Raw genomic sequence first — 23,833 nt, forward strand, 5'->3', positions numbered from 1 at the left:
ACCCGTTCAGAGAGGGATGATGAGAGGACTACACACCATGCGGACCCGACGTACCGCCACCCTGGGCGCCAGCCTGATGCTCGCCCTGTGCCTTGGAGCCGTGCCGCTCGCGAGCCATGCCCAGAACTTCCAGTCCACCGAGCGCCAGGCGCTGGACCGTATTGTCGCGGTGGTCAATGACAGTGCGATCATGCAAAGTGAGCTCCAGGAACGAGTCGTTCAGGCGCGCAGCCAGCTTGGCGCGCGTGGTGCCGATCTGCCGCCGGAGCGCGAACTGCGCGAGCAGGTGCTCGAGCGCATGATCGTCGAGGAAGTGCAGATGCAGATGGCGCGCGAAGCAGGCCTTTCGGTCGATGACACCGAGCTCAATCGCCAGGTTCGCGCCATCGCCGAGAACAACGGCATGACCCTCGAACAATTCGCCGATGCGCTGGAGGCCGATGGCCTGGCATTGTCGTCGGTGCGCGAAGAGATCCGCCGCGAGCTGGTGCTGCGCGAACTGCACCAGCGCCAGATTGGCGGCCGCGTCTCTCTCTCCGACCGTGAAGTCGAGCGTTTCATGCAGCAGGAAAACGTCAGCCGCGAAGAGGCTCAGCAGGCCGTGTTCCAGCGCAAGGCCAACGAGGAGCTCGAGGTGTGGCTGCAGGAGATTCGCGCCCAGGCCTTCGTCGACAACCGGCTCAACGCTCGCTGATGCATGACGCCGCTATGCCGGTTCTGGCGCTGACCACCGGAGAGCCCGCCGGTATCGGACCTGAGCTGGTGGTGATGCTGGCCGCCGGTGGGACGCTGGATATCCCTGTCGATGCAAGCGGCGATGCAGGTGAGGATGCCAGTGTCGGTGCTCGAATAGTGGCGGTGGGTGATCCGCGGCTTCTGGCCGAGCGGGCAGACTTGCTCGGCTTGTCGCTCACGATCATTGAACTCGCTCCCGGTGAGTCGTTGCCCCCACCGCGGCGTGGCCAGCTGCCGGTATGGCCGGTCGCCTTGCGCCGCCCCTCGCGTCCGGGTGTGCTCGAGGCGGCCAATGCCGATTACGTGCTCGAGACCCTGGACGTCGCGGTGCGGGCTTGCCTTGCCGGCCATGCTGCCGGCATGGTCACCGCACCCTTGCACAAGGGCGCCATCCTCGAGGCCGGGCACGCCGGTTTCACCGGCCATACCGAATACCTGCGCGATGCTTGTGGGGTCGATGAGGTGGTGATGGTATTGGCCACCGATCATGCCCTGCATGGCGATCGACCCGACTGGCAAGGCAGTTCGGCACTGCGTGTGGCGCTGGCCACCACCCACTTGCCCCTGCGTGAGGTCAGTGACGCCATCACCGGGCCGCGTCTCGAGCGCTTGCTGCATATCCTGCATGCCGATCTCTCGCGCTGGTTCGGGGTGGCCGATCCCCGCATCGCGGTCTGCGGCCTCAACCCCCATGCGGGTGAGGAGGGACATCTCGGCCATGAGGATATCGAGGTGATCTCACCGGTGCTGGACCGGTTGCGCGCCACCGGCATGCGCCTCGATGGCCCGCTACCCGCCGATACCCTGTTCACTCCACGCCATCTGGCCGGGGTCGATGCGGTGCTGGCGATGTATCATGACCAGGGGCTGCCGGTACTCAAGTATGCCGGTTTCGGGCGCGCCGCCAACATTACCCTTGGCCTGCCGCTGGTACGCACCTCGGTGGACCATGGCACGGCGCTCGACCTGGCTGGCCACGGTAGCGCCGACCCGGGCAGTCTGAGGGTCGCGGTTTCCCTGGCCGCCGAGATGGCCGCCCGCGGCGGTGGCAACTGAACCAGAATTCGGGCCGCTCAAGGGGCGCCGGGAATAGACCGAAGCGAAGGTCCGATTCCAGGGAAGGAATCGGTAGCGTACTGGGACGTATTCACTGCGCCTCCGCGAATGGTCTATCGCCGGATCAGCCCCGAATCAGCGGCTATGCGATGCATAGAAGACCCCAGCGACAAAAAGGACACCCCTGAATGGCATCCCGCTCACCGGTTCACCAGGCCCGCAAGCGTTTCGGCCAGAATTTCCTGCGTGATCCGGGCATCATTTCACGTATCGTGCGCGCCATCGGGCCTCGCCCCAGCGAACGGTTGGTGGAGATTGGCCCCGGTCAGGGGGCCCTGACCGAGCCGTTGCTCGAGGCCACCGGCCGGCTCGAGGTGATCGAGCTGGACCGCGACCTGATCCCCGGCCTGCGGGTACAGTTTTTCAATTACCCCGAGTTCGTCATCCATGAGGGTGATGCACTCAAGTTCGACTTTCAGGCCCTGCGCGGTGAAGGTGAACGCCTGCGGGTCGTCGGTAACCTGCCCTATAACATCTCCACGCCGCTGATCGCGCACCTGCTGCAGGCGGGCGATGCCATTGCCGACATGCATTTCATGTTGCAGAAGGAAGTGGTCGACCGGTTGGCCGCCGAACCGGGCGGCCCGGACTGGGGGCGTCTGTCGGTAATGGCGCAATATCGCTGCCGCGTGGACTCCCTGTTCGTGGTGCCGCCCGAGGCGTTCGTGCCGCGCCCCAAGGTCGACTCCGCCATCGTGCGCTTGACCCCGCACGGCGAGTTGCCCGAGACCGCCGTCGACGAGGCGCTGCTGTTCGCCCTGGTGCGCGAAGCCTTCGGGCAGCGCCGCAAGACCCTGCGCAACAACCTCAAGGGGCGTATCGATTCGGCGGCGCTGGAGGCACTCGGCATCGACCCGGCCCGGCGTCCCCAGACCCTGTCAGTCGCCGAGTTCGTGCGTATCGCCAATCATCTGGCTAGTGGCGACCCGCAGCCGGGAGTGGCGACATGACGCATACACCGCCGGAAGCGCTCATCGACAGCGTTCGCGTGGAAGTCGAGCCGGCCTTTCGCGAGGAGGAGTCGGCACCCGCCGAGCAGCGCTATGTGTTCAGCTACACCGTCACCGTTCTCAACACGTCGCCCAACAGCATCCAGTTGATGGCACGCCACTGGAAGATCACCCAGGGCAGTGGCAAGGTGCAGGAGGTGCGCGGCAAGGGGGTCGTGGGGCAGCAGCCGTTGATCGCCCCGGGACAGAGCTTTCGTTACACCAGTCGGGCGATTCTCGATGGCCCTGTGGGCGTCATGGAAGGTGACTACACCTGCATTGATACCGCCAGCCAGCGCCCCTTTGAAGTGCCCATCGCGCCGTTTCGCCTGGCGAGTCCCAATCAGGTGCATTGAGCGTCTCGGTTCACCCAGCCACACAGGAGACCAGGATGACCCGTTATGCCATCGGTGATCTTCAGGGGTGCCACGCCGAATTCGTCGAATTGCTCGAGCGACTGGCATTCGACCCACGCCGCGATACGCTGTGGGTGGCCGGTGATCTGGTCAATCGCGGTCCCGGTTCGCTTGCCTGTCTGCGCGAGGTCATGGCGCTGGGTGACGCCGCCAAGGTGATACTTGGCAACCACGACCTGCATCTGCTTGCCGTGGCGCGTGGCGGGGCGCGTCTGAACCGCAAGGATACGCTGGACGACATTCTCGCCGCTGCCGATCGAGAGAGACTGCTCGACTGGCTTCAGGCCCGAGCGCTGCTGGTGCGTGAGGCTGGCCAGGCACCTACCGTGATGACCCATGCGGGCCTGTTGCCCCAGTGGACGCTTGATAAAGCCGCAGGACTCGCCGCAGAAGTCGAGGCGTGTCTGGCGAGCGAACGTTCCGGCGCCTTTCTCGAGCGCATGTACGGTAACGCACCAGCCTGCTGGCATGATGATCTCGAAGGCATCGACCGCCTGCGAGTGATCGTCAATGTCCTGACGCGCATGCGCTTCATCGATGCTGATGGTTGTCTCGATTTCGCCGCCAAGGAGGGGCTCGACAGCGCACCCGCGGGGTTCGCGCCCTGGTTCCGTTACCCACGTGGCGACAGGGTTCGCCTGCTGTTCGGCCATTGGGCAGCCTTGGAGGGCCGGGTGCCCGGCAGCCGGGTCAACGCCGAGGCACTGGATACCGGCTGCGTGTGGGGTGGCTCGCTCACTGCCTTGAATCTCGATAGTGGTGAGCGAACGCATGTGCAAAGCCATCGATTGACGACAGATTCCTAGAGGTCTTATGATCTCCGCGACGTTTCAACATCTCGATATCCCGACGCTCGACGGCTGGCTTGCCGACCAGCGAGCGATGACGCTGGTCGACATCCGTGATCCCGCAAGCTACGCCATGGGCCATCTTCCAGGATGTCGGCACCTCGACAACGAGAGCGTGCCGACACTGCTCGAGCAAGCCTCACGAGAGTTGCCGCTGGTGGTGGTCTGCTACCACGGTAATTCCAGCCAGCAGGCTGCCGCCTGGCTTGCTGGCCAGGGGTTCAAGGAGGTCTACAGCCTGGATGGCGGTTTCACCGAGTGGCAGAACCGTTACCCGGATCGGGTCGAGCGCTGAATCATGGCGTGTACGCGTGATCCGGCCATCGCCGGGCTCGAGGTCTACCGGGTGGGGGGCGCGGTTCGCGATGCGGCCCTGGGTTGGCCGGTCTACGACCACGATTGGGTCGTGGTGGGCGCTACTCCAGAGACCATGCGGCGGCGTGGATTCAAGCCCGTTGGCCGCGATTTTCCGGTGTTCCTGCACCCGCAATCCCATGAGGAATATGCTCTGGCGCGTACCGAGCGCAAGGCCGGGCATGGCTACACGGGCTTCGTGGTGCATGCCGATCCATCGGTGACTCTCGAGGAAGACCTGGCCCGTCGTGACCTGACGATCAACGCCATGGCCGAGACACCGGAAGGCGAGCTGGTCGACCCCTACGGCGGCATGGCCGACCTGGACGCAAGGGTGTTGCGACATGTCTCACCTGCATTCGTCGAGGATCCCTTGCGGGTGCTACGTACCGCGCGGTTCCTGGCGCGCTATGCAGGGCTTGGTTTCGTGATCTGTGAAGCGACCCGGGCGCTGATGACGCAGCTTTCGGACAGTGGTGAACTCGCTCACCTGGTCGCCGAACGGGTATGGGTCGAGACCGAGAAGGCCCTGAGTGAGCCTTGGCCGGAAGTCTATTTCCAGGCGCTCGATGAATGCGGTGCGCTGGGGGTTCTGATGCCGGAGCTGGTCGTGGATCGTGAAGCCCTGGACGAGGCTCTGGGCCGACTGCACCGCCTGCCTGAGGACATCCACAGTGATGCCACGGTGCGCTGGCGGCTGGCCAGGCTGTTTGAGCACCTCGATGACGAGGCCCGTGCGGCACTGGGTGAGCGGCTGCGCTTGCCCAAGGCGCATGCGGCACTGGCAAGGCAGGCGGCAGTGACGCGCACCTTGCGGCTGACGAGCGAGTCTCAAGGGCTCGATGGACGGCAGGTGCTGGCCTGGCTGGATACCATCGACGCGTGGCGGCGTAGTGAGCGGGTGGCCCCGTTGATCAGCCTGGTCAGCCTGGACGATGCGACCCTGGCCGCCGACCTCGCTCTTGCCTGGCGGCTGGCTCAGCAAGTGCTGGCCAGCACGCTGGTCGATGAGGGCTTCAAGGGCAAGGCGCTGGGCGAAGAGCTCGCCCACAGGCGCCTGTCGGCGATCGAGGCGGCACTGGTGGCGGGCGAACGCTGAAGTGGGTCAGGCCCGCGAGATCAGCTTTCCTGACCAGCGGAAAGCCACCGGCCAGAGGATCTGGTCGGTGGCATCGAAGGCTGCCCAGAGGTCGGCATAGGTGTCGCCGGTGAGCGGATGGCGAGCCTTGGGCAGCAATTCCGCCATGGGCTGAAGCACGAAGGCGTGATGGAGAATCTCGTCGCGCGGCAGTTCGACGCCGTCGTGCATGCCGGTGAGTTCGCCTACCGTCAACAGGTCGATGTCCAGGGTGCGCGGACTGAACTTGGGGCTATCCTTGCGGCGTCCATTGGCGAATTCCAGGCGCTTGCACCATGCCTGCAGCTCTCCCACCGGCCAGCCGCATTCGAACACCACCACCAGATTGTAGAAATTTCGTCCGTCCTCGAACCCCACGGGTTCGCTCTCGAATACGCGTGAAATCGCAAGCTCACCGAAGCTTGCGGCAAGCGCATCCAGGCAGGTGCGAACGTGGTGGTCGCGGTCGATGTTGCTGCCGATGCTGACGCTGACGGTGGCCATCAGGTTGCCTCCGGGCGAGTGCCACGCACGATTGTCACGCCGACCGCGGCGGCGGCAGCCACCGCGCCCGGCTTTCTCACGGTAAGACGCAGCCAGGCGATCCCGAACTCCTCGCGCAGGGTGGTCGCCAGGCGTTCGGCAAAGGTTTCGACCAGCGCGAAAGCGTGTTCGGTGGCGAACCCTGCGATACGCTGGCTGATCGCCGCGTAGTCCAGCGTCTGGGCGATATCGTCACTTGCCGCGGCAGGGCGGATGTCGGTGGCGAGTTCGAGGTCGAGGACCAGCCGTTGGGTGATGGTACGTTCCCAGTCGTAGACTCCGATCACGGTGTCGACGCCAAGCGACTCGATCAGCACAAGATCCATGCAAACATCCGGGCAGTAGACGGGTGTGGCGGCGATTGTACGCGAGCACCACGGCGCTTGACACCGCAATGACGACACCGATACCGACTGTGCGCGTCAGTTGTCCGCTGTCAGAATAGGGCATTCATTCATGGAGGTCAGCGATGGCGGTACCACTGGAACTGCTGCTGCCACTGGTGGCGCTGGGCTATCTCAGCGGCAGCTGGCTGGGTTCGCTGACGGTGTGTCGGCTGGCGGGCCGGGGTGATCCGCGGTTGGCAGGCTCCTGCAATCCAGGGGTCTCGAACGTGCTGCGGCTGTATGGCCTGCGCCTGGCATTTGCCACCCTGCTGTTGGATGCCGTCAAGGGCATGCCGGTACTGTGGCTGGCCATGGGCCTGGGATTCCCTCCCTGGGCGCAGGGCGTGGTGGGGCTTGGCGTGCTGCTGGGCCACAGCTATCCAGTGTGGCACCGCTTTCGTGGTGGCAAGGCGGTGGCCAGCGCCTTCGGGGTGATGCTGGTGCTGGCCCCCTGGGTGGCGCTGGTATGTGCCGCCTGCTGGGCGTTGTTGGCCTGGCGGGTGCGAACCGCGGCCGTGGCCTCGCTGGTCAGCGCCGCCCTGGCACCGTTGGCCAGTGTGTGGCTGGCCCCCGAGTACACCGGCGTGGTGATCGCCTTTACCGCACTGGTGCTGGCCCGCCATGTGCTCAATATCCAGCGCCTGGGCCGGGGCAATGAGCCGGGTTTATGACACCATCGCGACTCACGACTCACGACTCACGACTCACGACTCACGGTTCCCGCAGGGTATCCATCGGCCAGCGCGGTACCGCCTTCATGATGCCGACCTCGTCGTGCTCGCCGGCCAGCAGGCGCAGGGCGCCCACATAAGCGATCATCGCGCCGTTGTCGGTGCAGAACCTGCCGCGCGGATAGAAAGCGCGAGCGCCCCGCTTGGCGGTTTCATGGGCCAGGCGCTCGCGCAGCCGTGAATTGGCGCTTACCCCGCCAGCCACCACCAGGCGCTTAAGGCCGGTCTGATCCAGCGCGCGACGACACTTGATCACCAGCGTGTCCACCACCGCTTCTTCGAACGCCCGCGCCACATCGGCGCGAGCCTGGTCATCCAGCTCGTCGGACGCTTCTAGCTGGCGGATGGCCGTCAGGGTGTGGGTCTTGAGCCCCGAGAAGCTGAAATCCAGCCCCGGGCGGTCGGTCATCGGGCGCGGGAAGCGCATCCGGGCGGGGTCGCCGCTTTCCGCCAGGCGCGCCACATGCGGTCCGCCAGGGTAATCCAGGCCGAGCATCTTGGCCGCCTTGTCGAAGGCTTCGCCGGCGGCGTCATCCACCGACTCCCCCAGCAGGCGATATGTCCCGAGGCCGCTGACTTCCACCAGTTGGGTATGCCCACCCGATACGAGCAGCGCCACGAAGGGGAAATCGGGAGGGCTTTCCTCGAGCATCGGCGCAAGCAAGTGGCCTTCCATGTGATGTACGCCAAGCACCGGGATTCCCAGCGCGCGGGCCATGCCATGGGCGGTGCTTGCGCCAACCATCAGGGCGCCGACCAGCCCCGGGCCTGCCGTGTAGGCGATAGCGTCGAGATCGCCACGGGCTAGCCCGGCCTCGTCCAGCACCTGCTGGATCAGTGGCAGCAGCCGCCTTGTGTGATCGCGGGAGGCGAGCTCGGGCACCACGCCACCATACTCGGCATGCATGGCGATCTGGCTGTAGAGTGCATCGGCCAGCAGGCCGCGTTTGCTGTCGAACAGGGCGACGCCGGTCTCGTCGCAGGAAGTCTCGATGCCCAATACGCGCATAAGGGGAGGCTCGTAGTGCGTTAAACCGCCTATCCTACGCCTTTTGCCGGTGCGACGGCAGGGTCAGGGGGCTCGAAAGAGTTTGCAAAGCCAGGGTGTCACGTCTAGAATTCTGTGCGCTGCAACACTGGGTCGTGCACCCAGGTGGCGAATCCCGTGAAATGCCTTTCGCCCTGCTCGCCAGACGAGTATCGGGTGATGTGTCGTTTCTCGGTCACTGCCACCCGCAGGGGTGTGCGTACTAACCGAACTCTAGTTACCTAAGGTAGGTGAGTGCTTAATGCCTTCTGTCAAAGTACGTGATAACGAGCCGTTTGACGTCGCACTGCGTCGCTTCAAGCGTTCCTGTGAAAAAGCCGGTGTTCTCTCCGAAGTTCGTCGTCGCGAGAACTACGAGAAGCCGACTGCGGAGCGCAAGCGCAAGGCGGCGGCTGCCGTCAAGCGTCACGCCAAGAAGCTCCAGCGTGAGCGCAAGCGTTTCGAACGGCTCTATTGATCCGTACTGGGGGCAGCCTGGGTGATTTGCCCAGGCGGCCTCAAGAGGGATGCCAAGCGGCCGCCATCAGGTGGCCGCTTGTTTATTGAAGGGGCAAGCGCCTGTCACTGCGCATCTCCCCTGGATGTCGCAGCCTTACGAGGTGATTCACCCGCATGGCCGGACAAATCCCCCAGCGTTTCGTCGATGACCTGCTCGCCCGTGTCGATGTGGTCGAGGTGGTGGGTGAGCGCGTGCAGCTCAAGAAGGCCGGGCGCAACTACTCGGGGCTGTGTCCCTTTCACCAGGAAAAGACACCGTCGTTCACGGTAAGTGCCGACAAGCAGTTCTATCATTGCTTCGGTTGTGGGGCCCACGGCAACGCGTTGCGCTTCCTGATGGAGTACGACAAGTTGCGTTTCCCCGAGGCGGTGGAGCAACTGGCGGCTCGCCTGGCGATGGAGGTGCCTCGTGAAGGGGCCGATGACCCCCAGGCCCAGGCCCGCGAGCGCAAGCGCAAGGAAGGGGTCAACCTGCTCGAGTTGTCGGCCGCTTTCTTTCGCGAGCGTTTGAAGATGCCGGAAGCCAGCGGCGCCAGGGAATACCTGGCAACACGCGGCCTCTCGACGGATGTGCAGCAGATATTCGGTATTGGCTATGCCCCCGATGACTGGGAGGCGCTGAAGCGCCACCTGACCGAGCGGGGTGTCAGCGAGGCGGTGCAGGTGGAATACGGCCTGTTGGTGCATCGCGAGGAGAGCGGGCGTACCTACGATCGCTTTCGCGATCGGGTGATGTTCCCGATACGCGATATCAAGGGACGCACCATCGCCTTTGGCGGCCGGGTGCTCGGCGATGCCAAACCCAAGTACCTGAATTCGCCCGAGACGCCGGTGTTCCACAAGGGGCGCGAGCTGTACGGGCTGCATGAGGCGCGCCAGGCGGATCATCGCCTGGAGCGCCTGGTGATCGTCGAAGGCTACATGGATGTGGTAGCGCTGGCGCAGTTCGGCATTCGTAATGCCGTGGCAACGCTCGGCACCTCGACCAGTGAAGATCACTTGAGTCGCCTGTTCCGTCTGGTTGGCGAAGTGGTGTTCTGCTTCGACGGTGATCGGGCGGGTCGCCAGGCTGCGACGCGTGCACTGGAAACCGTGTTGCCGTTGATGATCGATGGGCGTCAGGCGCGATTCCTGTTCCTGCCCGAGGGCGAGGACCCGGACACGCTGGTGCGGCGTGAGGGGGCGGATGCCTTCAATGACCGAATCACCTGTGCCAGTCCGCTGTCGGAGTTCCTGTTCGATCAGGCCTCGGCGGGGCGGGACCTGGCAAGGGTAGAGGATCGCGAACGCTACGCCAGCCAGGTATTGGCGGCACTCGGGAAATTGCCGGAAGGCGTGCTGAAATCGCTGATGCTCAGTGAACTCTCGCGGCGTACCGGCGTCGACCAGTCAAGCTTCGCCGCCTTGATGGCGCGTGCGGCGCCATCGCCCAGCGATGCGGATGACGCCGCCGGCATGGGTGACGGCGTACCGCCTCCGGTCGGCAGTGCCTCGCCCGGCCGCCCGCAAGCCTCGCGTCAGGATGGCTCGCTGAGCCTGCCGGCCAGGGCGCTGCAACTGCTGGTGCACGAACCGACACTGGTCGAGCAACTGCCCGAGGGCGACGACTGGTGTCCGGTGGAGGATGCCGATGGTGCGCTGTGCCGTGAGGTGATCCGGTTGTTGCGAGCCGGGCGCTACCGCAGTGCCCAGGTGCTGTTGGCGCACTTCCATGGCAGTGCCGAGGGGGCTCGGCTTGCGGCGCTTGCGCGAAGGGAGTTGTTGATTCCGCGCGCGGCACGTGGGGCGGAACTCGAAGGGCTGGTCGAGCATTTTCGCAAGCGACGCCTCAGGCGTTCGCCCCAGGAGGAAATCGATGCGTTGCTGGCCAGGGAAAAGGCTGGGGAGCGGCTGTCGCGAGAGGAGCGTCAGCGCTTGATGGAGCTGATCAACGAGTTGCACGGCTGACGCCAACGCCTCACCGATATTGGCGCCGGGGTTGAAATTTCTCCTACCATCACCACATAGGGGATAACGCTCGGCACCAGCGTAACCTGACAACCTAACACACCTGAATAACCGCGCAAATAGATCGAACTGGCAGAAAGGTGCTTTTTGCCGCTATACTGTTCGGCTTTATGACTTTTCTCCACCTAGCGCTTCAGGTGCTTCATTCTTCTTCGTCGAGATAGGGTTTCTATGGCTGGAAATGCGCAGCAGCAGTCACGTCTGAAGGAGTTGATCGCGCGCGGCAAGGAACAGGGTTACCTGACCTATGCCGAGGTCAACGACCATCTACCCGAGGATATCGCCGACCCGGATCAGGTGGAAGACATCATCGGCATGATCAACGATATGGGTATCAGTGTCGTCGAGGAAGCCCCCGATGAAGATACCCTGATGATGTCGGATCACTCCACGGACGAGTCTGCCGCCGAGGAAGCCGTGGCTGCCCTGGCAGCGGTCGAGAGTGACGTGGGCCGCACCACCGACCCGGTGCGCATGTACATGCGCGAAATGGGTACGGTGGAGCTTTTGACCCGCGAGGGCGAGATCGAGATCGCCAAGCGTATCGAAGAGGGTACCCGCGAGGTGATGTCCGCCCTGGCCTATCTGCCGGGGGCGGTCGAGTCGATCCTGGATGCCTACGATGGGACCCAGGATGAGGAGGCGCCAGGCCGTCTTTCCGATCTGTTCTCCGGGTTCATCGATCCCGACGAGGGTATCCCCGGCGTTGCCGAGGCCGAAATTCCCGAGCCTGAGGTTAGTGAAGAGCTCGATGATGACGGCGAGGAGTCGGACGAGGAGGATGACGACAGCAACACCAACGAGGGTGGCCCGGATCCGGAAGAGGCGCGCGCGCGTTTCGAGCAGATTCGTGAACAGAACGCCGCCGCTCAGTCGGCCATCGCGGCGCACGGGCGCTCATCCCGCGAAGCCCAGGACGAGCTTGCGCGGCTTGCCGAACTGTTCTCGCCGATCAAGCTGGTGCCCAAGCACTTCGAGCGTCTGGTGAATCAGGTGCGGATTAGTGTCGAGCAGGTGCGCGCCCAGGAAAAGGCGGTCATGCAACTGCTCGTCAAGAAGGCCAAGGTGCCGCGCAAGACCTTCATCAAGGCGTTTCCCGGCAGTGAGTCGCGTCCCGAGTGGCTGGATGAGTTCATCAGTGCCAATCCGAAGTATGCCGACCGGTTGGCGCCGTTGCGTCCCGATGTGGCGCGCGCCCAGCGCAAGATCGCCTTCGAGGAGGAAATGGTTCGCCTGCCGGTGACCGAGATCAAGGAGGTCAACCGGCGTCTGTCGATTGGCGAAGCCAAGGCGCGTCGTGCCAAGAAGGAGATGGTCGAGGCCAACCTGCGTCTGGTGATCTCGATCGCCAAGAAGTACACCAACCGTGGCCTGCAGTTTCTGGATCTTATCCAGGAGGGCAACATCGGCTTGATGAAGGCTGTGGACAAGTTCGAATACCGGCGTGGTTACAAGTTCTCGACCTACGCTACGTGGTGGATTCGTCAGGCGATCACCCGATCGATTGCCGACCAGGCACGCACCATCCGTATTCCGGTGCACATGATCGAGACCATCAACAAGCTCAATCGTGTGTCGCGGCAGATGCTGCAGGAGATGGGGCGCGAGCCGACACCGGAAGAGCTTGGCGAGCGCCTCGAGATGCCCGAGGACAAGGTGCGCAAGGTGCTCAAGATCGCCAAGGAGCCGATCTCCATGGAGACGCCCATTGGTGACGACGACGATTCGCACCTGGGGGATTTCATCGAGGATGGCACGATGATCCTGCCCATCGATTCGGCGACTGGCGAGGGCCTGATCGAGGCGACCCGCAATGTGCTGGGTGGACTGACAGCGCGTGAGGCCAAGGTGCTGCGCATGCGTTTCGGCATCGACATGAACACCGACCATACCCTCGAAGAGGTCGGCAAGCAGTTCGATGTCACCCGCGAACGCATTCGTCAGATCGAGGCCAAGGCGTTACGCAAGCTGCGCCATCCCAGCCGCTCCGAGCCGCTGCGCTCCTTCCTCGACGAGTAATCCCGGCCACCGGCCGTGCCAATCACAACGCCCGCGATCAGTTCTCTGGTCGCGGGCGTTGTGCGTGTGCTGCGGTCTCGTGTTCGTGCTGCGGCGTTGCGTGATTGCCGGGGGCGTTATCTCAACGGACCTGCCGTGCCAATGCCCAGCGCCGAGCCAGCAACGTCAGCTCGATCACCGCGATCAGGATCAACGCGTAGCCGAACAATTCTACCACTTCCTCGGCGGCATCCTTGAAGGTTCGCGTGTAGTCCGAGGCGAGAATCGCTTCCCACATCTCGCTGCGGCCATACAGCCGCGAGAACACGTAGGTGGTCAGCACGCCGGCGGCGAACAGGCCGAACGAAAAGCTGTTGCTGTAGCGGCTGAATTCACTCACGAAGCGTCGCCGCAGGCGAATCACCACGGCCAGCGTCGGCACGATGACCAGGGCCACTATCAGTTGCCAGGCGCCATCGAAGACGCGCGAATCGAGCAGGGCATCCTGTTCCCGTATGAGTGAGGAGAACACGAAGGCAAACATCAGCAGGCAGACGGTGCGCATCTGCTTGAGTGCCAGCAGGGTGTAGAGCAGCAGTGCCGATGCCACGGCCAGCAGCGTTGTCTGGGCGAGTTCGGTGAAGCCGAGCTCCGTGAAGCGGGTCTCGGTCAGATGCTGGGCTTCGAGCAGCGTGCCCTGGGCCAGGGCGCCGATGAACAGGATGTACAGCGTGGCGCGAAGGCAGGTGGCGCCAAAGCCGATCGGCCATGGCTGGCCGGGGGGTGAGGTGTCGGGCATGAATAATCCATCGAAGTCATGACATGCAGGGCTGTATGTCATTGTAGCGTCATCGACCTGTGCCCACCATCGCGGCGCGACCTCTGGATGCCTCCTCGACGATCCAGTCGTGGAGTCCGCGAATGCGCCGGTCTTCCAGTGCGCCAGGGGCATGCACGATGCCATAGCGCATGCCGGTATCCACGCGCTCATCGAATGGTGCGATCAAGGCGCCGCTCTTGAGCTCGGTGGTGATCAGCGTCTCGCGGGCGATGGCGACCCCCATGCCGACAATGGCGGCCTGCATGGTCAGCCTGTTGCGATTGAAGGTGTAGCCACGCCGGATGTTGACCAGTGGGGCATCGATTGCAGCGAGGAAATGCTCCCATTCGGCGTAGTCGTGGCTACCCCGCCAGGCGGTAACGTCATGCAGCAGCGGATACCAGGCCAGGTCCTGCACCTGGCGCAGGGGTGGTCGGCCGCGCAGCAATGAGGGCGCGCAGACCGGGAAGATGCGTTCACTCATCAGCGGTGTCACGGCAAGCCCTGGCACTTGCCCGTCGTTGAGGTCGAGTGCCAGGTCGAAGTCGCCATCGCGCAGCGAGATATGGCTGTCCTCGGCAATCAACTGCAGTTCCAGGTCGGGAAAACGCGCCTGCAGGCGCGGCAGCCGCGGCATCAGCCAGGTGCTCAGAAAGGCCGGTACGCAGCGCAGCTTCAGCACCCCGCTCATCACGCCGCTGCGCAGGCGCTTCACCTCAAGCCCCACCGACTGGTAGGCGACATCCACCACGGCCGCCAGGCGTGCGCCCTCTTCGGTCAGCGTGAGCTGGCGCGGGCGCCGACGGAAGAGCATAAAGCCAAGCCGCTCCTCGAGCTGCTTGATCTGCTGGCTCACCGCTCCGGTGGTAACGTTCAACTCCTCGGCGGCGCGTGTGAAGGAGAGGTGGCGGGCGCTGACCGCGAAGACCTTGAGCCAGGCATGGGTCTGGGCGTTAAGATGTCGACTCATGGTTTAGCTCTACTAAATTCAAAGAGAGATATTATCCATTGCTTCCCTTGATCAACGCTAGGAACATGACACTCAACGCGTTCGCGTGTCGAGATGTGTGTGCATGGTTTAGCCAAGCTCATTTGTGGGTTAACGAATAAGTCGCGTGGCGCTTTTTTCAGAGCGCCACGAGGGAGGCAGCATGTCCATCAGCGTATTCGACATGTTCAAGATTGGCGTGGGGCCATCGAGCTCCCATACCGTGGGGCCGATGGTGGCCGCGCGGACCTTCGTCGAAGCCCTGCGCGCGCAGCATGAACTGGCGCGAGTGTCACGGCTCGAGGTGAGGCTCTACGGCTCGCTGTCTGCCACCGGCGTCGGGCACGGCACTGATCGTGCGGTGATCATGGGCTTGATGGGCGAGCGTCCGGAACGCATCGACCCGGCGGTGATCGAGCCACGCATCGATGCATTGCTGCAGAGCGCAACCTTGCAGCTCGACGGCCAGCATGGCGTGCCCTTCGACTGGGCATGCGACATGCAATGGCACGACGAATGCCTGCCGTACCATCCCAACGCGATGACCCTGGTCGCCTACCAGGCCCAGCAGGGTCAGGACCAGGAGCTGTATCGCAACACCTACTATTCGGTGGGGGGCGGCTTCGTGATCGATGAGGCCCAGGCCAGTGAAGGACGGCTCGACAGTGATACCACCGTGCTGCCTTACGACTTCCACACGGCCGCTGAATTGATGGTGATGTGTCGCCAGCATGGCCTGCGCATCAGTGAACTGATGATGGAGAACGAGAAGGCCTGGCGCAGTGAAGCGGATGTGCGCGCTGGGCTATGGCGGATCTGGCAGGCCATGCAGGATTGTGTGCAGAGCGGGCTCGAGCATGAGGGGGTGCTGCCCGGTGGGCTTCACGTCAAGCGTCGGGCGGCTGCCCTGCATCGCCGCCTCACGTCCCTGGAGGACGACCAGAGCCTGATCGCCTCGACCTTCTCGGCCATGGACTGGGTGAATGTCTTCGCGCTCGCCGTCAATGAGGAAAATGCCGCCGGTGGCCGCATGGTCACCGCGCCGACCAATGGGGCGGCCGGCATCATTCCGGCGGTACTCCACTATTACATGCGCTTCCAACCCAGTGCCTGTGAGCGTGAAGTGGTCGACTTCCTGCTCACCGCCGGGGCAGTGGGTATTCTGTGCAAGAAGAATGCGTCCATCTCAGGCGCCGAGGTGGGCTGCCAGGGCGAGGTGGGCTCGGCCTGCGCGATGGCCGCCGCCGGCCTTGCCGAAGTGATGGGTGGCAGCGTGGCACAGGTCGAGAATGCTGCCGAGATCGGGCTCGAGCACAACCTGGGCCTGACCTGCGATCCGGTGGGTGGCCTGGTGCAGGTGCCATGCATCGAACGCAACGCCATCGCGTCGGTCAAGGCGATCAATGCCGCGCGCATGGCCTTGCGTGGCGATGGCGAGCATTTCATCTCGCTCGACCGCGTGATTCGCACCATGCGCGATACCGGTGCCGACATGCAGGAAAAGTACAAGGAGACCTCGCGAGGAGGGCTTGCTGTAAACGCCATCGAGTGTTGATCTAGCTAGGGCAATCGCAGTTGGACATGACGAGGGGCGCCGGGGACAGGTCGAAGAGGAGGTCTTTTGCCATGGGTGAGGAGCATTGCTCCGAACGGGCTGGCCATGGATGGCCAGCCCCGGTCCTGCAAGCGGAGCAGGATGCGAGAGCGCAGCAGGGCAAAAGTAGCGCCCAGGGAAGGGTTTACAGCGCCTCCTTGCAGACCTGTCGACGGTTTAGCACCGAGTGGAACTGCTGACTGCGGTAGTCCTGTTGAGCGAGCCAAATCACTTGCACATCAAGCGAGTATTGAACTTAGGCGCGACACCCAGGGTGTCGCGTTTTGTTTGTTTGCAAGCTATTGAATTTCCGGTATCTAATCCATTGGTCGAGTTCGACCCTACTGGCTATTGCCCAGCGTGCTCGCGTCCTCTAGCTTACGTTAACGTAAAGTGCGGAATCGGCTTCTTTCCGCGATCACAACAACGATAATCGCATCAACGGCGGATCGCGCACGCGATCCAGAGAGGACGTCACATGACCCAGGAGTTCATTCTGGAGACGCGTGGGTTGACCAAGGAGTTTCGCGGTTTCACCGCCGTGGACGACGTCAACCTGCAGGTTCGGGAAGGGCATATTCATGCCCTGATTGGCCCCAACGGGGCCGGCAAGACCACCGTCTTCAACCTGCTCACCAAGTTCCTGCCGCCCACTCGCGGCGAGATCCTCTACCGTGGCAAGCCGATCACCGGCATGAAGGCCAACGGCATCGCGCGTCTCGGCCTGGTGCGATCTTTCCAGATATCGGCGGTATTCGCTCACATGACCGCCATGGAAAACGTTCGTGTGGCGTTGCAGCGCCCCATCGGCACGTCGTTTCATTTCTGGAAATCCGAGCGCACGCTTGATCATCTCAACGACCGCGCCATCGAGCTGCTTGATCAGGTAGGGCTGCGTGAGTACGCCGATGTGCTGACGGTCGAGATGCCCTATGGCCGCAAGCGAGCGCTCGAAGTGGCCACCACACTGGCCATGGAGCCGACGATGATGTTGCTCGACGAGCCGACCCAGGGCATGGGTGCCGAGGATGTCGATCGCATCGTCGAGTTGATTCGACGCGTCGCCAAGGGGCGCACCGTGCTGATGGTGGAGCACAACCTGAGCGTGGTGAGCCGGCTTTGCGACCGTATCACCGTGCTGGCGCGTGGCTCGGTTCTCGCCGAGGGCGATTACGCCGCCGTTTCCGCCAACCCGCTGGTCAAGGAAGCGTACATGGGCAGCGAGGCGGAAGAAGAGGAGGCCAGCGCATGAACCAGATAGCTGCTACTGCCCAGAACGAGGCCAGCCAGCATCATGACCATGATGGTGCCGAGATGCTGCGCGTTCGCGACCTGCATGCCTTCTACGGCGAATCGCACATCCTGCATGGTGTCGATTTCGACGTGAAGCGTGGTGAACTCGTCACGCTGCTCGGCCGCAATGGCGCGGGCCGCAGCACCACGCTCAAGTCGATCATGAACATGGTGGGACGCCGTACCGGTTCGATCGTCATCAACGGTAACGAGACCCTGGGCATGAAGCCCCACCATATTCCCCGCCTGGGCATCGGTTACTGCCCGGAGGAACGCGGCATCTTTGCCAGCCTCGACGTCGAGGAGAACCTGCTGCTGCCACCCACCGTGCGTTCCGGTGGCATGTCCCTCGATGACATCTATGCGATGTTCCCGAACCTCTACGAACGTCGCCGCAGCCAGGGCACCCGGCTGTCCGGGGGTGAGCAGCAGATGTTGGCGATGGCACGCATCCTGCGTACCGGGGCGCGGATGCTGCTGCTCGACGAGATCACCGAGGGCCTTGCCCCGGTCATCGTGCAGGCGCTGGGCGACGTATTGATCAAGCTCAAGGAGCGAGGCATGACCATCGTCCTCGTGGAGCAGAATTTTCGCTTCGCCGCACCGCTCGCCGACCGTCACTTCGTGATGGATCACGGGCGTATCGTCGAGGAGATCAGCGCGGCGGAATTGCCGTCACGCCGCGAGCACCTGCATACCCTGCTCGGGGTATGAGTCGAATATCACACCAAGCATCACAACAAGCATCCCAACAAGCATCACAACAAGAAGCCGCCCCGACGTGGGGCCATGGAGACGACAATGACCTTCATCAAGAAGACCCTCGCCAGCAGCATCGCCCTCGCCGCCGCGACCGTCATGGCGACGAGCGCGCAAGCCGAAATGAGCGATGGAGAAGTCCGCATCGGCTACCTGGCCGACATGTCCGGCACCTACCGCGACCTGGCGGGCCCGGGTGGCCTGGAAGCCCTCAACATGGCCGTTGAAGATTTCGGCGGCAGCGTCAATGGCGCTGCCATCGACGTATTCAGTGCCGATGACAACAACAGTGCCGATGTCGGTGCCAATACCGTGCGTGGCTGGATCGACCAGGACAACGTCGACATGGTGGCGGGCATGGTGGCGTCTTCGGTGGTCATCGCCGTCACCAAGGTGCTCGAGGAGAACGATGGCCTGGGCATCATCTCCGGCTCCGCGGCATCCAGTATCACCAACGAACACTGCACCCCGAACCACATTCACTGGGTCTATGACACTTACCCGCTGGCCAACGGCACCGCCAAGGCGATCGTCGACCAGGGTGGCGACACCTGGTTCATGCTGACCGCCGACTACGCCTTCGGTCATGCCCTGGAAGGCGATGTCACCAAGGTCGTCGAGGAGAATGGCGGCGAGATCGTCGGTGGCGTACGTCATCCATTCCCGACCTCGGACTTCTCGTCCTACATCCTGCAGGCCCAGGGGTCCGGCGCCAAGATCGTCGGCCTTGCCAACGCCGGCGCCGATACCGTCAACGCCATCAACACGGCAAGCCAGTTCGGGCTTACCCAGGCCGGCCAGCAACTCGCCGGCCTGCTGGTGTTCCTCAATGACGTTCACGCCATGGGCCTGGAGACAACCCAAGGGCTGCTGCTGACCACCGGCTGGTACTGGAACATGGACGACGAGAGCCGCGAGTGGGCGGAGCGCTACTATGAGCGCGTGGGCCGCATGCCGACCATGGTTCAGGCGGGTATCTATTCCAGCACCATGCACTACCTGAAGGCAGTGGAAGAAGCGGGCACCGATGACCCCGAGACCGTGCGCGCCCAGATGGCCGAGATGCCGGTCAACGACTTCTTCTCGCGCAACGGCCGCATCCGTGAGGATGGCCGCATGGTGCATGACATGTACCTGGCCGAGGTCAAGTCTCCCGAGGCATCCACCCATGAGTGGGATCTCTACGAGATTCTGGCGACCATTCCCGCCGAAGAGGCCTTCCGTCCGCTCTCCGAGAGCCAGTGCAAGCTGGTTCAGAACTGAGCCGTGCACGACCCGGCGGCGGCTTGCGCCGCCGCCCCTCTGACGGGAGATTCCTGACATGACGATGATATTCGGGGTGCCCCTGGCAGTGTTCATGGGGCAGCTGCTGCTGGGCCTGATCAACGGCGCCTTCTACGCCCTGCTGAGTCTGGGGCTGGCGGTGATCTTCGGCCTGCTGAAGATCGTCAACTTCGCCCATGGCGCCATGTACATGCTGGGGGCCTTCGCGGCCCTGCTCGGCATGCGCTACCTGGGCATCAATTATTGGGCGGCGCTGTTGCTCGCGCCGCTCTTGGTCGGGGGCTTCGGGATGCTGATCGAGCGCTTCATGCTGCGCCGCATCGGCCATCTCGACCATCTCTACGGTCTGTTGTTGACCTTCGGGCTGGCGTTGATCTTCGAGGGCACCCTGGTCAACTTCTTCGGTGTCTCCGGGGCGCGCTATCCCACCCCAGAGGTGCTGCAGGGCGGTTTCCAGTTGGGCTTCATGTTCCTGCCGGCCTACCGTGCCTGGGTACTGGCGGCGGCCCTGGTGGTCTGCCTGTTCACCTGGTTCATGATCGAGCGCACACGGTTGGGCGCCTACCTGCGGGCGGGTACCGAGAACCCGGCCTTGATGCAGGCGTTCGGGGTCAACGTGCCGCTGTTGGTCACCCTGACCTATGGCTTCGGGGTTGCGCTCGCCGCCTTCGCCGGGGTGCTGGCCGCACCGCTCTATCCGGTGTCGCCGACCATGGGTTCGAGCCTTTTGATCGTGGTCTTCGCGGTGGTCGTCATCGGTGGCATGGGGTCGATCCTCGGGGCCGTGCTCACCGGCCTCGGCATGGGGCTGATCGAGGGCCTGACGAAGGTGTACTACCCAGAAGCTGCCAACACCGTGATCTTTCTGGTGATGATCCTGGTGTTGCTGCTGCGACCCGCCGGCCTGTTCGGCAAGGAGGCATGACATGTCAACGACCCAGACCCTGACGCCGACCATGAAGCGCCAGCGTCGCGCCAACCTGCGGCGCAATGCCTTCTACCTGATACTCATCGTGGTGGGCATGGTGGCACCCTTCCTGGCCTACCCGGTGTTCCTGATGAAGGTGCTGTGCTTCGCGCTGTTCGCCTGCGCCTTCAATCTGCTGCTTGGCTATGCGGGCCTGCTCTCCTTCGGTCATGCCGCCTTCCTGGCGACCGGGGGCTATATCACCGGCTACCTGCTGGCAAGCTACCCGGCCATGACGCCGGAGATGGGGATCATCGCCGGCACACTGGCGGCCGTGGTGCTCGGCGCGGCGTTCGGCGCGCTGTCGATTCGCCGCCAGGGCATCTACTTCGCCATGGTGACCCTGGCGCTGGCCCAGCTGGTGTACTTCGCTTATGTCCAGTCACCCTTCACCGGCGGTGAGGATGGCCTGCACGGCGTACCCCGGGGCGAGCTGTTCGGTATCATCAGCCTCAGAAGCAACCTGGCGATGTACTACTTCGTGTTCGCCGTGTTCCTGATCGGCTTCGCGATCATTCAGCGCGCCGTGCACTCCCCCTATGGCCAGGTGCTCAAGGCGATCCGCGAAAACGAGCCACGGGCCGTATCGCTTGGCTATAACGTCGATGCCTACAAACTGGTGGCCTTCATCCTCTCGGCGGGGATCGCCGGGCTTGCCGGTTCCACCAAGACTGTGGTGTTCCAGTTGGCGTCTCTCACCGATGCCCACTGGCATATGTCCGGCGAGGTGATCCTGATGACGCTTCTGGGCGGTGTAGGAACGCTGTTCGGGCCGATCATGGGCGCGGGAATCGTGGTCAGTCTGCAGCATATGCTGGGTCAGTCGCCGCTGGGCAACTGGGTCAGCGTGATTCTCGGGGTGATCTTCGTGGTCTGCGTGTTGAGCTTTCGCAGCGGCATCGTGGGCGAGATCAACAAGATGTACCACAAGAACTTCAAGTAACCGGGCTGCTACCCTACCGCGAGTTTTCAGGCGTCCTTCGGGGCGCCTTTTTCATATCGATGATGCCCACCTCGTCGGATACCTCGATTCTGTCCCGGCGCCGCCTCCATGACTCTCGATTGGATTATTGGTACAACATCATCATGTTGTGAGTTTTGTGCGGTTTCTCCCAGGCCAGCACTGGTCCGATCAACGTTACCATTCATGCAAGGAGAGTCGAGATGAAATCACGTGCCGCTGTGGCCCTGGAAGCCGGCAAGCCGCTGGAGCTCGCCGAGATCGATGTGCAAGGCCCCAAGGCCGGGGAGGTGCTGGTGCGCATGGCGGCCACCAGCGTCTGCCATACCGATGCCTATACGCTCTCTGGTGCCGACCCGGAGGGCAATTTCCCAGCGGTGCTGGGGCATGAGGGTGCCGGGGTCGTGGAAGAGGTGGGAGAGGGTGTCACCAGCCTCAAGGTGGGCGATCACGTCATTCCGCTCTATACCGCCGAGTGCGGCAAGTGCAAGTTCTGCCTCTCCGGCAAGACCAATCTGTGCGGCAGCGTGCGTGCCACCCAGGGCAGGGGCGTGATGCCCGACGGCACCAGCCGCTTCTCGCTGGATGGCAAGATGCTTCACCACTACATGGGCACCTCCACGTTCAGCGAGTACACCGTACTGCCCGAGGTGTCGTTGGCGGTAGTCTCCAGCGAAGCGCCGATGGACAAGATCTGCCTGCTCGGCTGTGGAGTGACCACCGGTATCGGCGCAGTGCTCAATACCGCCAAGGTGGAGCCAGGCTCGACGGTGGCGGTATTTGGCCTGGGGGCGATTGGCCTGGCGGTGATTCAGGGTGCCGTGATGGCCAAGGCCGCGCGGATCATTGCCATCGACGTCAATCCCGACAAGTTCACGCTCGCCAAGCAGTTCGGCGCCACCGACTTCGTCAACCCCAAGGATCACAGCGACCCGATCCAGCAGGTGATCGTCGATCTCACCGATGGCGGTGTCGACTACTCCTTCGAGTGCATCGGCAACGTCAATGTGATGCGCTCGGCCCTGGAGTGCTGCCACAAGGGCTGGGGCGAGTCGATCATCATCGGTGTGGCCGGTGCCGGTGAGGAGATATCCACCCGGCCGTTCCAGCTGGTCACCGGCAGGGTCTGGAAGGGCTCCGCGTTCGGTGGGGTCAAGGGACGTACCGAACTGCCCGGGTATGTGGAGCGTTACATGAATGGCGAGATCAACATCGACGATTTCATCACCCACGACATGCCCTTCGAGAAGATCAACGAGGCGTTCGAGTTGCTGCATGCCGGCAAGAGCATCCGTACCGTCCTTCACTATTGAGTCGGGAGACCTGCCCATGACCATGACTGAAACCCTCGAGCTGGTATCGGCCAACAAGAGCTTCGACGGCTGGCAAAAGCGCTATCGCCACCGCTCACGAGCACTGGATTGCGAGATGGTATTTTCCATCTACCTGCCGCCAAAGGCGGAGACCGAGCGGGTGCCGCTGTTGTGGTGGCTGTCGGGGCTGACCTGCACCGACGAAAACTTCATGCACAAGGCCGGTGCTCAGCGGTTGGCCGCCGAACTGGGCATCGCCATCGTTTGCCCGGATACAAGCCCCAGAGGCACCGACCTTCCTGGTGAGCATGACAGCTTCGATTTCGGCAGTGGCGCGGGTTTCTACCTCAATGCCACCCGCGAGCCTTGGAAGAAGCACTATCGGATGTACGACTACGTGGCGGAAGAGTTGCCCTCGGTGGTGCGCCAACACTTCCCGGTAAACGGTCGTGAATCTATCAGTGGCCACTCCATGGGCGGCCATGGCGCGTTGATCATGGCATTGCGCCGCCCCGGCCATTATCGTTCGGTGTCGGCATTCGCCCCCATCGTCAATCCCAGCCAGTGCCCCTGGGGGCAGAAGGCGTTCTCCGGCTACCTGGGTGATGATGCCGGCAGCTGGACCCAGTATGACGCCTGCGAGCTGGTGGCCCGCGGGGCGTCAAGCCAACCGCTGTTCATCGACCAGGGCGACGCCGACGACTTCCTCGACGAGCAGCTCAAGCCCGAGCGCCTGGAAGCGGTGTGCGCCGATCATGATCATCCGCTGACCCTGCGCCGTCAGCCGGGCTACGACCATAGCTATTTCTTCATCGCCACCTTTCTCGAGGATCACCTGCGCTATCACGCCGAGCGACTCCACAAGCGCTGAGCTGGTGGTGGGAGTCGTGAGGTGTGAGTCGTGAGTCGTGTGGCGTGAGTCGTGTGGCGTGAGTCGTGAGTTGTGAGACGTCAGGGCATGTCGCAATCTGTGCAGGAACAGGAGGCATTGGAAGCATAGCGACGGGGATATGCCCATTCGCGACACACACCGAACTGGCGCTGGCGTCGAATGGCGTGTATAGGCAA

The 23,833-nt window shown here is 63.3% G+C and carries 24 protein-coding genes; 19 read left to right on the forward strand and 5 right to left on the reverse strand.

Annotated elements, in window-relative coordinates:
* Positions 1-37: 37 nt before the first annotated feature.
* From C6V82_RS01220 to C6V82_RS01250, 7 genes are all read left to right on the forward strand, one after another.
* Positions 38-694, forward strand: coding sequence for a SurA N-terminal domain-containing protein (locus C6V82_RS01220; RefSeq protein ID WP_102589079.1), 657 nt, complete (start codon positions 38-40; stop codon positions 692-694).
* On the forward strand, positions 694-1,791 hold the full coding sequence (gene pdxA / locus C6V82_RS01225; RefSeq protein ID WP_102589080.1) for a 4-hydroxythreonine-4-phosphate dehydrogenase PdxA: 1,098 nt from the start codon (positions 694-696) through the stop codon (positions 1,789-1,791). The genes C6V82_RS01220 and pdxA overlap by 1 nt, the downstream gene beginning before the upstream one ends.
* Before the next feature lie 188 nt (positions 1,792-1,979).
* The gene (gene rsmA, locus C6V82_RS01230) at positions 1,980-2,801 is read left to right on the forward strand and encodes a 16S rRNA (adenine(1518)-N(6)/adenine(1519)-N(6))-dimethyltransferase RsmA (protein ID WP_102589081.1); all 822 of its coding nucleotides are present in this window, start codon (positions 1,980-1,982) and stop codon (positions 2,799-2,801) included.
* Positions 2,798-3,196: a Co2+/Mg2+ efflux protein ApaG gene (gene apaG, locus C6V82_RS01235; protein ID WP_180978321.1), complete on the forward strand. Its 399-nt coding sequence runs from the start codon at positions 2,798-2,800 to the stop codon at positions 3,194-3,196. The genes rsmA and apaG overlap by 4 nt, the downstream gene beginning before the upstream one ends.
* Positions 3,197-3,231: 35 nt before the next feature.
* A complete protein-coding gene (locus tag C6V82_RS01240) occupies positions 3,232-4,062 on the forward strand; it encodes a symmetrical bis(5'-nucleosyl)-tetraphosphatase (protein ID WP_102589082.1) in 831 nt (276 codons plus the stop codon).
* Between the two features lie 7 nt (positions 4,063-4,069).
* The gene (glpE, locus tag C6V82_RS01245; protein ID WP_102589083.1) at positions 4,070-4,399 is read left to right on the forward strand and encodes a thiosulfate sulfurtransferase GlpE; all 330 of its coding nucleotides are present in this window, start codon (positions 4,070-4,072) and stop codon (positions 4,397-4,399) included.
* 3 nt (positions 4,400-4,402) lie between these two features.
* On the forward strand, positions 4,403-5,557 hold the full coding sequence (locus tag C6V82_RS01250; protein WP_102589084.1) for a tRNA nucleotidyltransferase/poly(A) polymerase-related protein: 1,155 nt from the start codon (positions 4,403-4,405) through the stop codon (positions 5,555-5,557).
* A gap of 6 nt (positions 5,558-5,563) precedes the next feature.
* Here the strand turns inward: C6V82_RS01250 and folK are convergent, their stop codons facing one another.
* Both folK and folB read right to left on the reverse strand, forming a co-directional pair.
* Positions 5,564-6,079, reverse strand: coding sequence for a 2-amino-4-hydroxy-6-hydroxymethyldihydropteridine diphosphokinase (folK, locus tag C6V82_RS01255; protein ID WP_102589085.1), 516 nt, complete (start codon positions 6,077-6,079; stop codon positions 5,564-5,566).
* Positions 6,079-6,444 carry a dihydroneopterin aldolase gene (gene folB / locus C6V82_RS01260; RefSeq protein WP_102589086.1) on the reverse strand — a complete coding sequence of 122 codons (366 nt, stop codon included), beginning with the start codon at positions 6,442-6,444 and terminating at the stop codon, positions 6,079-6,081. Before folB ends, folK begins: the two co-directional genes overlap by 1 nt.
* A gap of 143 nt (positions 6,445-6,587) precedes the next feature.
* Here folB and plsY point away from each other — a divergent pair, with 143 nt between their 5' ends.
* A complete protein-coding gene (gene plsY / locus C6V82_RS01265) occupies positions 6,588-7,175 on the forward strand; it encodes a glycerol-3-phosphate 1-O-acyltransferase PlsY (RefSeq protein ID WP_180978322.1) in 588 nt (195 codons plus the stop codon).
* A 40-nt stretch (positions 7,176-7,215) separates the two neighbouring features.
* Here the strand turns inward: plsY and tsaD are convergent, their stop codons facing one another.
* Positions 7,216-8,244 (reverse strand): tRNA (adenosine(37)-N6)-threonylcarbamoyltransferase complex transferase subunit TsaD, encoded by a 1,029-nt coding sequence (gene tsaD, locus C6V82_RS01270; protein WP_102589087.1) that lies wholly within the window; start codon positions 8,242-8,244, stop codon positions 7,216-7,218.
* A gap of 280 nt (positions 8,245-8,524) precedes the next feature.
* On the opposite strand from tsaD, the gene rpsU reads away from it, so the two are divergent.
* The 3 genes from rpsU to rpoD all read left to right on the forward strand — a co-directional run bounded on the left by rpsU (position 8,525) and on the right by rpoD (position 12,807).
* The gene (gene rpsU, locus C6V82_RS01275; protein ID WP_086622362.1) at positions 8,525-8,740 is read left to right on the forward strand and encodes a 30S ribosomal protein S21; all 216 of its coding nucleotides are present in this window, start codon (positions 8,525-8,527) and stop codon (positions 8,738-8,740) included.
* A 155-nt stretch (positions 8,741-8,895) separates the two neighbouring features.
* A complete protein-coding gene (dnaG, locus tag C6V82_RS01280) occupies positions 8,896-10,728 on the forward strand; it encodes a DNA primase (protein ID WP_102589088.1) in 1,833 nt (610 codons plus the stop codon).
* 231 nt (positions 10,729-10,959) lie between these two features.
* The gene (rpoD, locus tag C6V82_RS01285) at positions 10,960-12,807 is read left to right on the forward strand and encodes an RNA polymerase sigma factor RpoD (RefSeq protein ID WP_102589089.1); all 1,848 of its coding nucleotides are present in this window, start codon (positions 10,960-10,962) and stop codon (positions 12,805-12,807) included.
* A gap of 121 nt (positions 12,808-12,928) precedes the next feature.
* Here the strand turns inward: rpoD and C6V82_RS01290 are convergent, their stop codons facing one another.
* Both C6V82_RS01290 and C6V82_RS01295 read right to left on the reverse strand, forming a co-directional pair.
* The gene (locus C6V82_RS01290; RefSeq protein WP_102589090.1) at positions 12,929-13,585 is read right to left on the reverse strand and encodes a hypothetical protein; all 657 of its coding nucleotides are present in this window, start codon (positions 13,583-13,585) and stop codon (positions 12,929-12,931) included.
* Positions 13,586-13,634: 49 nt separating this feature from the next.
* Positions 13,635-14,576, reverse strand: coding sequence for a LysR substrate-binding domain-containing protein (locus tag C6V82_RS01295; protein WP_102589091.1), 942 nt, complete (start codon positions 14,574-14,576; stop codon positions 13,635-13,637).
* Between the two features lie 181 nt (positions 14,577-14,757).
* On the opposite strand from C6V82_RS01295, the gene C6V82_RS01300 reads away from it, so the two are divergent.
* The 8 genes from C6V82_RS01300 (at position 14,758) to fghA (ending at position 23,636) form a co-directional block, all read left to right on the forward strand.
* A complete protein-coding gene (locus tag C6V82_RS01300) occupies positions 14,758-16,149 on the forward strand; it encodes an L-serine ammonia-lyase (RefSeq protein WP_102589092.1) in 1,392 nt (463 codons plus the stop codon).
* A 517-nt stretch (positions 16,150-16,666) separates the two neighbouring features.
* Positions 16,667-17,440, forward strand: a complete 774-nt coding sequence (locus tag C6V82_RS01305; RefSeq protein WP_102589093.1) for an ABC transporter ATP-binding protein — start codon at positions 16,667-16,669, stop codon at positions 17,438-17,440.
* Positions 17,437-18,195, forward strand: coding sequence for an ABC transporter ATP-binding protein (locus tag C6V82_RS01310; protein ID WP_373297571.1), 759 nt, complete (start codon positions 17,437-17,439; stop codon positions 18,193-18,195). The genes C6V82_RS01305 and C6V82_RS01310 overlap by 4 nt, the downstream gene beginning before the upstream one ends.
* Positions 18,196-18,282: 87 nt before the next feature.
* Positions 18,283-19,503, forward strand: coding sequence for an ABC transporter substrate-binding protein (locus tag C6V82_RS01315; protein ID WP_102589094.1), 1,221 nt, complete (start codon positions 18,283-18,285; stop codon positions 19,501-19,503).
* A gap of 58 nt (positions 19,504-19,561) precedes the next feature.
* Entirely contained in the window at positions 19,562-20,449 is an 888-nt protein-coding gene (locus tag C6V82_RS01320; protein WP_102589095.1) for a branched-chain amino acid ABC transporter permease, read from the forward strand.
* Position 20,450: 1 nt separating this feature from the next.
* Entirely contained in the window at positions 20,451-21,434 is a 984-nt protein-coding gene (locus tag C6V82_RS01325; protein WP_102589096.1) for a branched-chain amino acid ABC transporter permease, read from the forward strand.
* A gap of 221 nt (positions 21,435-21,655) precedes the next feature.
* Positions 21,656-22,765, forward strand: coding sequence for an S-(hydroxymethyl)glutathione dehydrogenase/class III alcohol dehydrogenase (locus tag C6V82_RS01330; protein WP_102589097.1), 1,110 nt, complete (start codon positions 21,656-21,658; stop codon positions 22,763-22,765).
* 16 nt (positions 22,766-22,781) lie between these two features.
* On the forward strand, positions 22,782-23,636 hold the full coding sequence (fghA, locus tag C6V82_RS01335) for an S-formylglutathione hydrolase (RefSeq protein WP_102589098.1): 855 nt from the start codon (positions 22,782-22,784) through the stop codon (positions 23,634-23,636).
* Positions 23,637-23,833: the final 197 nt, after the last annotated feature.

Origin of the sequence: Halomonas urumqiensis (assembly GCF_003028575.1) — a bacterium.
Taxonomy (GTDB): Bacteria; Pseudomonadota; Gammaproteobacteria; order Pseudomonadales; family Halomonadaceae; genus Halomonas; species Halomonas urumqiensis.

Bases quoted from the DNA above. Each gene is read 5' to 3' on its own strand.
- C6V82_RS01220 (WP_102589079.1), top strand. From the start codon at position 38: ATGCGGACCCGACGTACCGCCACCCTGGGCGCCAGCCTGATGCTCGCC.
- pdxA (WP_102589080.1), top strand. From the start codon at position 694: ATGCATGACGCCGCTATGCCGGTTCTGGCGCTGACCACCGGAGAGCCC.
- rsmA (WP_102589081.1), top strand. From the start codon at position 1,980: ATGGCATCCCGCTCACCGGTTCACCAGGCCCGCAAGCGTTTCGGCCAG.
- apaG (WP_180978321.1), top strand. From the start codon at position 2,798: ATGACGCATACACCGCCGGAAGCGCTCATCGACAGCGTTCGCGTGGAA.
- C6V82_RS01240 (WP_102589082.1), top strand. From the start codon at position 3,232: ATGACCCGTTATGCCATCGGTGATCTTCAGGGGTGCCACGCCGAATTC.
- glpE (WP_102589083.1), top strand. From the start codon at position 4,070: ATGATCTCCGCGACGTTTCAACATCTCGATATCCCGACGCTCGACGGC.
- C6V82_RS01250 (WP_102589084.1), top strand. From the start codon at position 4,403: ATGGCGTGTACGCGTGATCCGGCCATCGCCGGGCTCGAGGTCTACCGG.
- folK (WP_102589085.1), bottom strand. From the start codon at position 6,079: ATGGCCACCGTCAGCGTCAGCATCGGCAGCAACATCGACCGCGACCAC.
- folB (WP_102589086.1), bottom strand. From the start codon at position 6,444: ATGGATCTTGTGCTGATCGAGTCGCTTGGCGTCGACACCGTGATCGGA.
- plsY (WP_180978322.1), top strand. From the start codon at position 6,588: ATGGCGGTACCACTGGAACTGCTGCTGCCACTGGTGGCGCTGGGCTAT.
- tsaD (WP_102589087.1), bottom strand. From the start codon at position 8,244: ATGCGCGTATTGGGCATCGAGACTTCCTGCGACGAGACCGGCGTCGCC.
- rpsU (WP_086622362.1), top strand. From the start codon at position 8,525: ATGCCTTCTGTCAAAGTACGTGATAACGAGCCGTTTGACGTCGCACTG.
- dnaG (WP_102589088.1), top strand. From the start codon at position 8,896: ATGGCCGGACAAATCCCCCAGCGTTTCGTCGATGACCTGCTCGCCCGT.
- rpoD (WP_102589089.1), top strand. From the start codon at position 10,960: ATGGCTGGAAATGCGCAGCAGCAGTCACGTCTGAAGGAGTTGATCGCG.
- C6V82_RS01290 (WP_102589090.1), bottom strand. From the start codon at position 13,585: ATGCCCGACACCTCACCCCCCGGCCAGCCATGGCCGATCGGCTTTGGC.
- C6V82_RS01295 (WP_102589091.1), bottom strand. From the start codon at position 14,576: ATGAGTCGACATCTTAACGCCCAGACCCATGCCTGGCTCAAGGTCTTC.
- C6V82_RS01300 (WP_102589092.1), top strand. From the start codon at position 14,758: ATGTCCATCAGCGTATTCGACATGTTCAAGATTGGCGTGGGGCCATCG.
- C6V82_RS01305 (WP_102589093.1), top strand. From the start codon at position 16,667: ATGACCCAGGAGTTCATTCTGGAGACGCGTGGGTTGACCAAGGAGTTT.
- C6V82_RS01310 (WP_373297571.1), top strand. From the start codon at position 17,437: ATGAACCAGATAGCTGCTACTGCCCAGAACGAGGCCAGCCAGCATCAT.
- C6V82_RS01315 (WP_102589094.1), top strand. From the start codon at position 18,283: ATGACCTTCATCAAGAAGACCCTCGCCAGCAGCATCGCCCTCGCCGCC.
- C6V82_RS01320 (WP_102589095.1), top strand. From the start codon at position 19,562: ATGACGATGATATTCGGGGTGCCCCTGGCAGTGTTCATGGGGCAGCTG.
- C6V82_RS01325 (WP_102589096.1), top strand. From the start codon at position 20,451: ATGTCAACGACCCAGACCCTGACGCCGACCATGAAGCGCCAGCGTCGC.
- C6V82_RS01330 (WP_102589097.1), top strand. From the start codon at position 21,656: ATGAAATCACGTGCCGCTGTGGCCCTGGAAGCCGGCAAGCCGCTGGAG.
- fghA (WP_102589098.1), top strand. From the start codon at position 22,782: ATGACCATGACTGAAACCCTCGAGCTGGTATCGGCCAACAAGAGCTTC.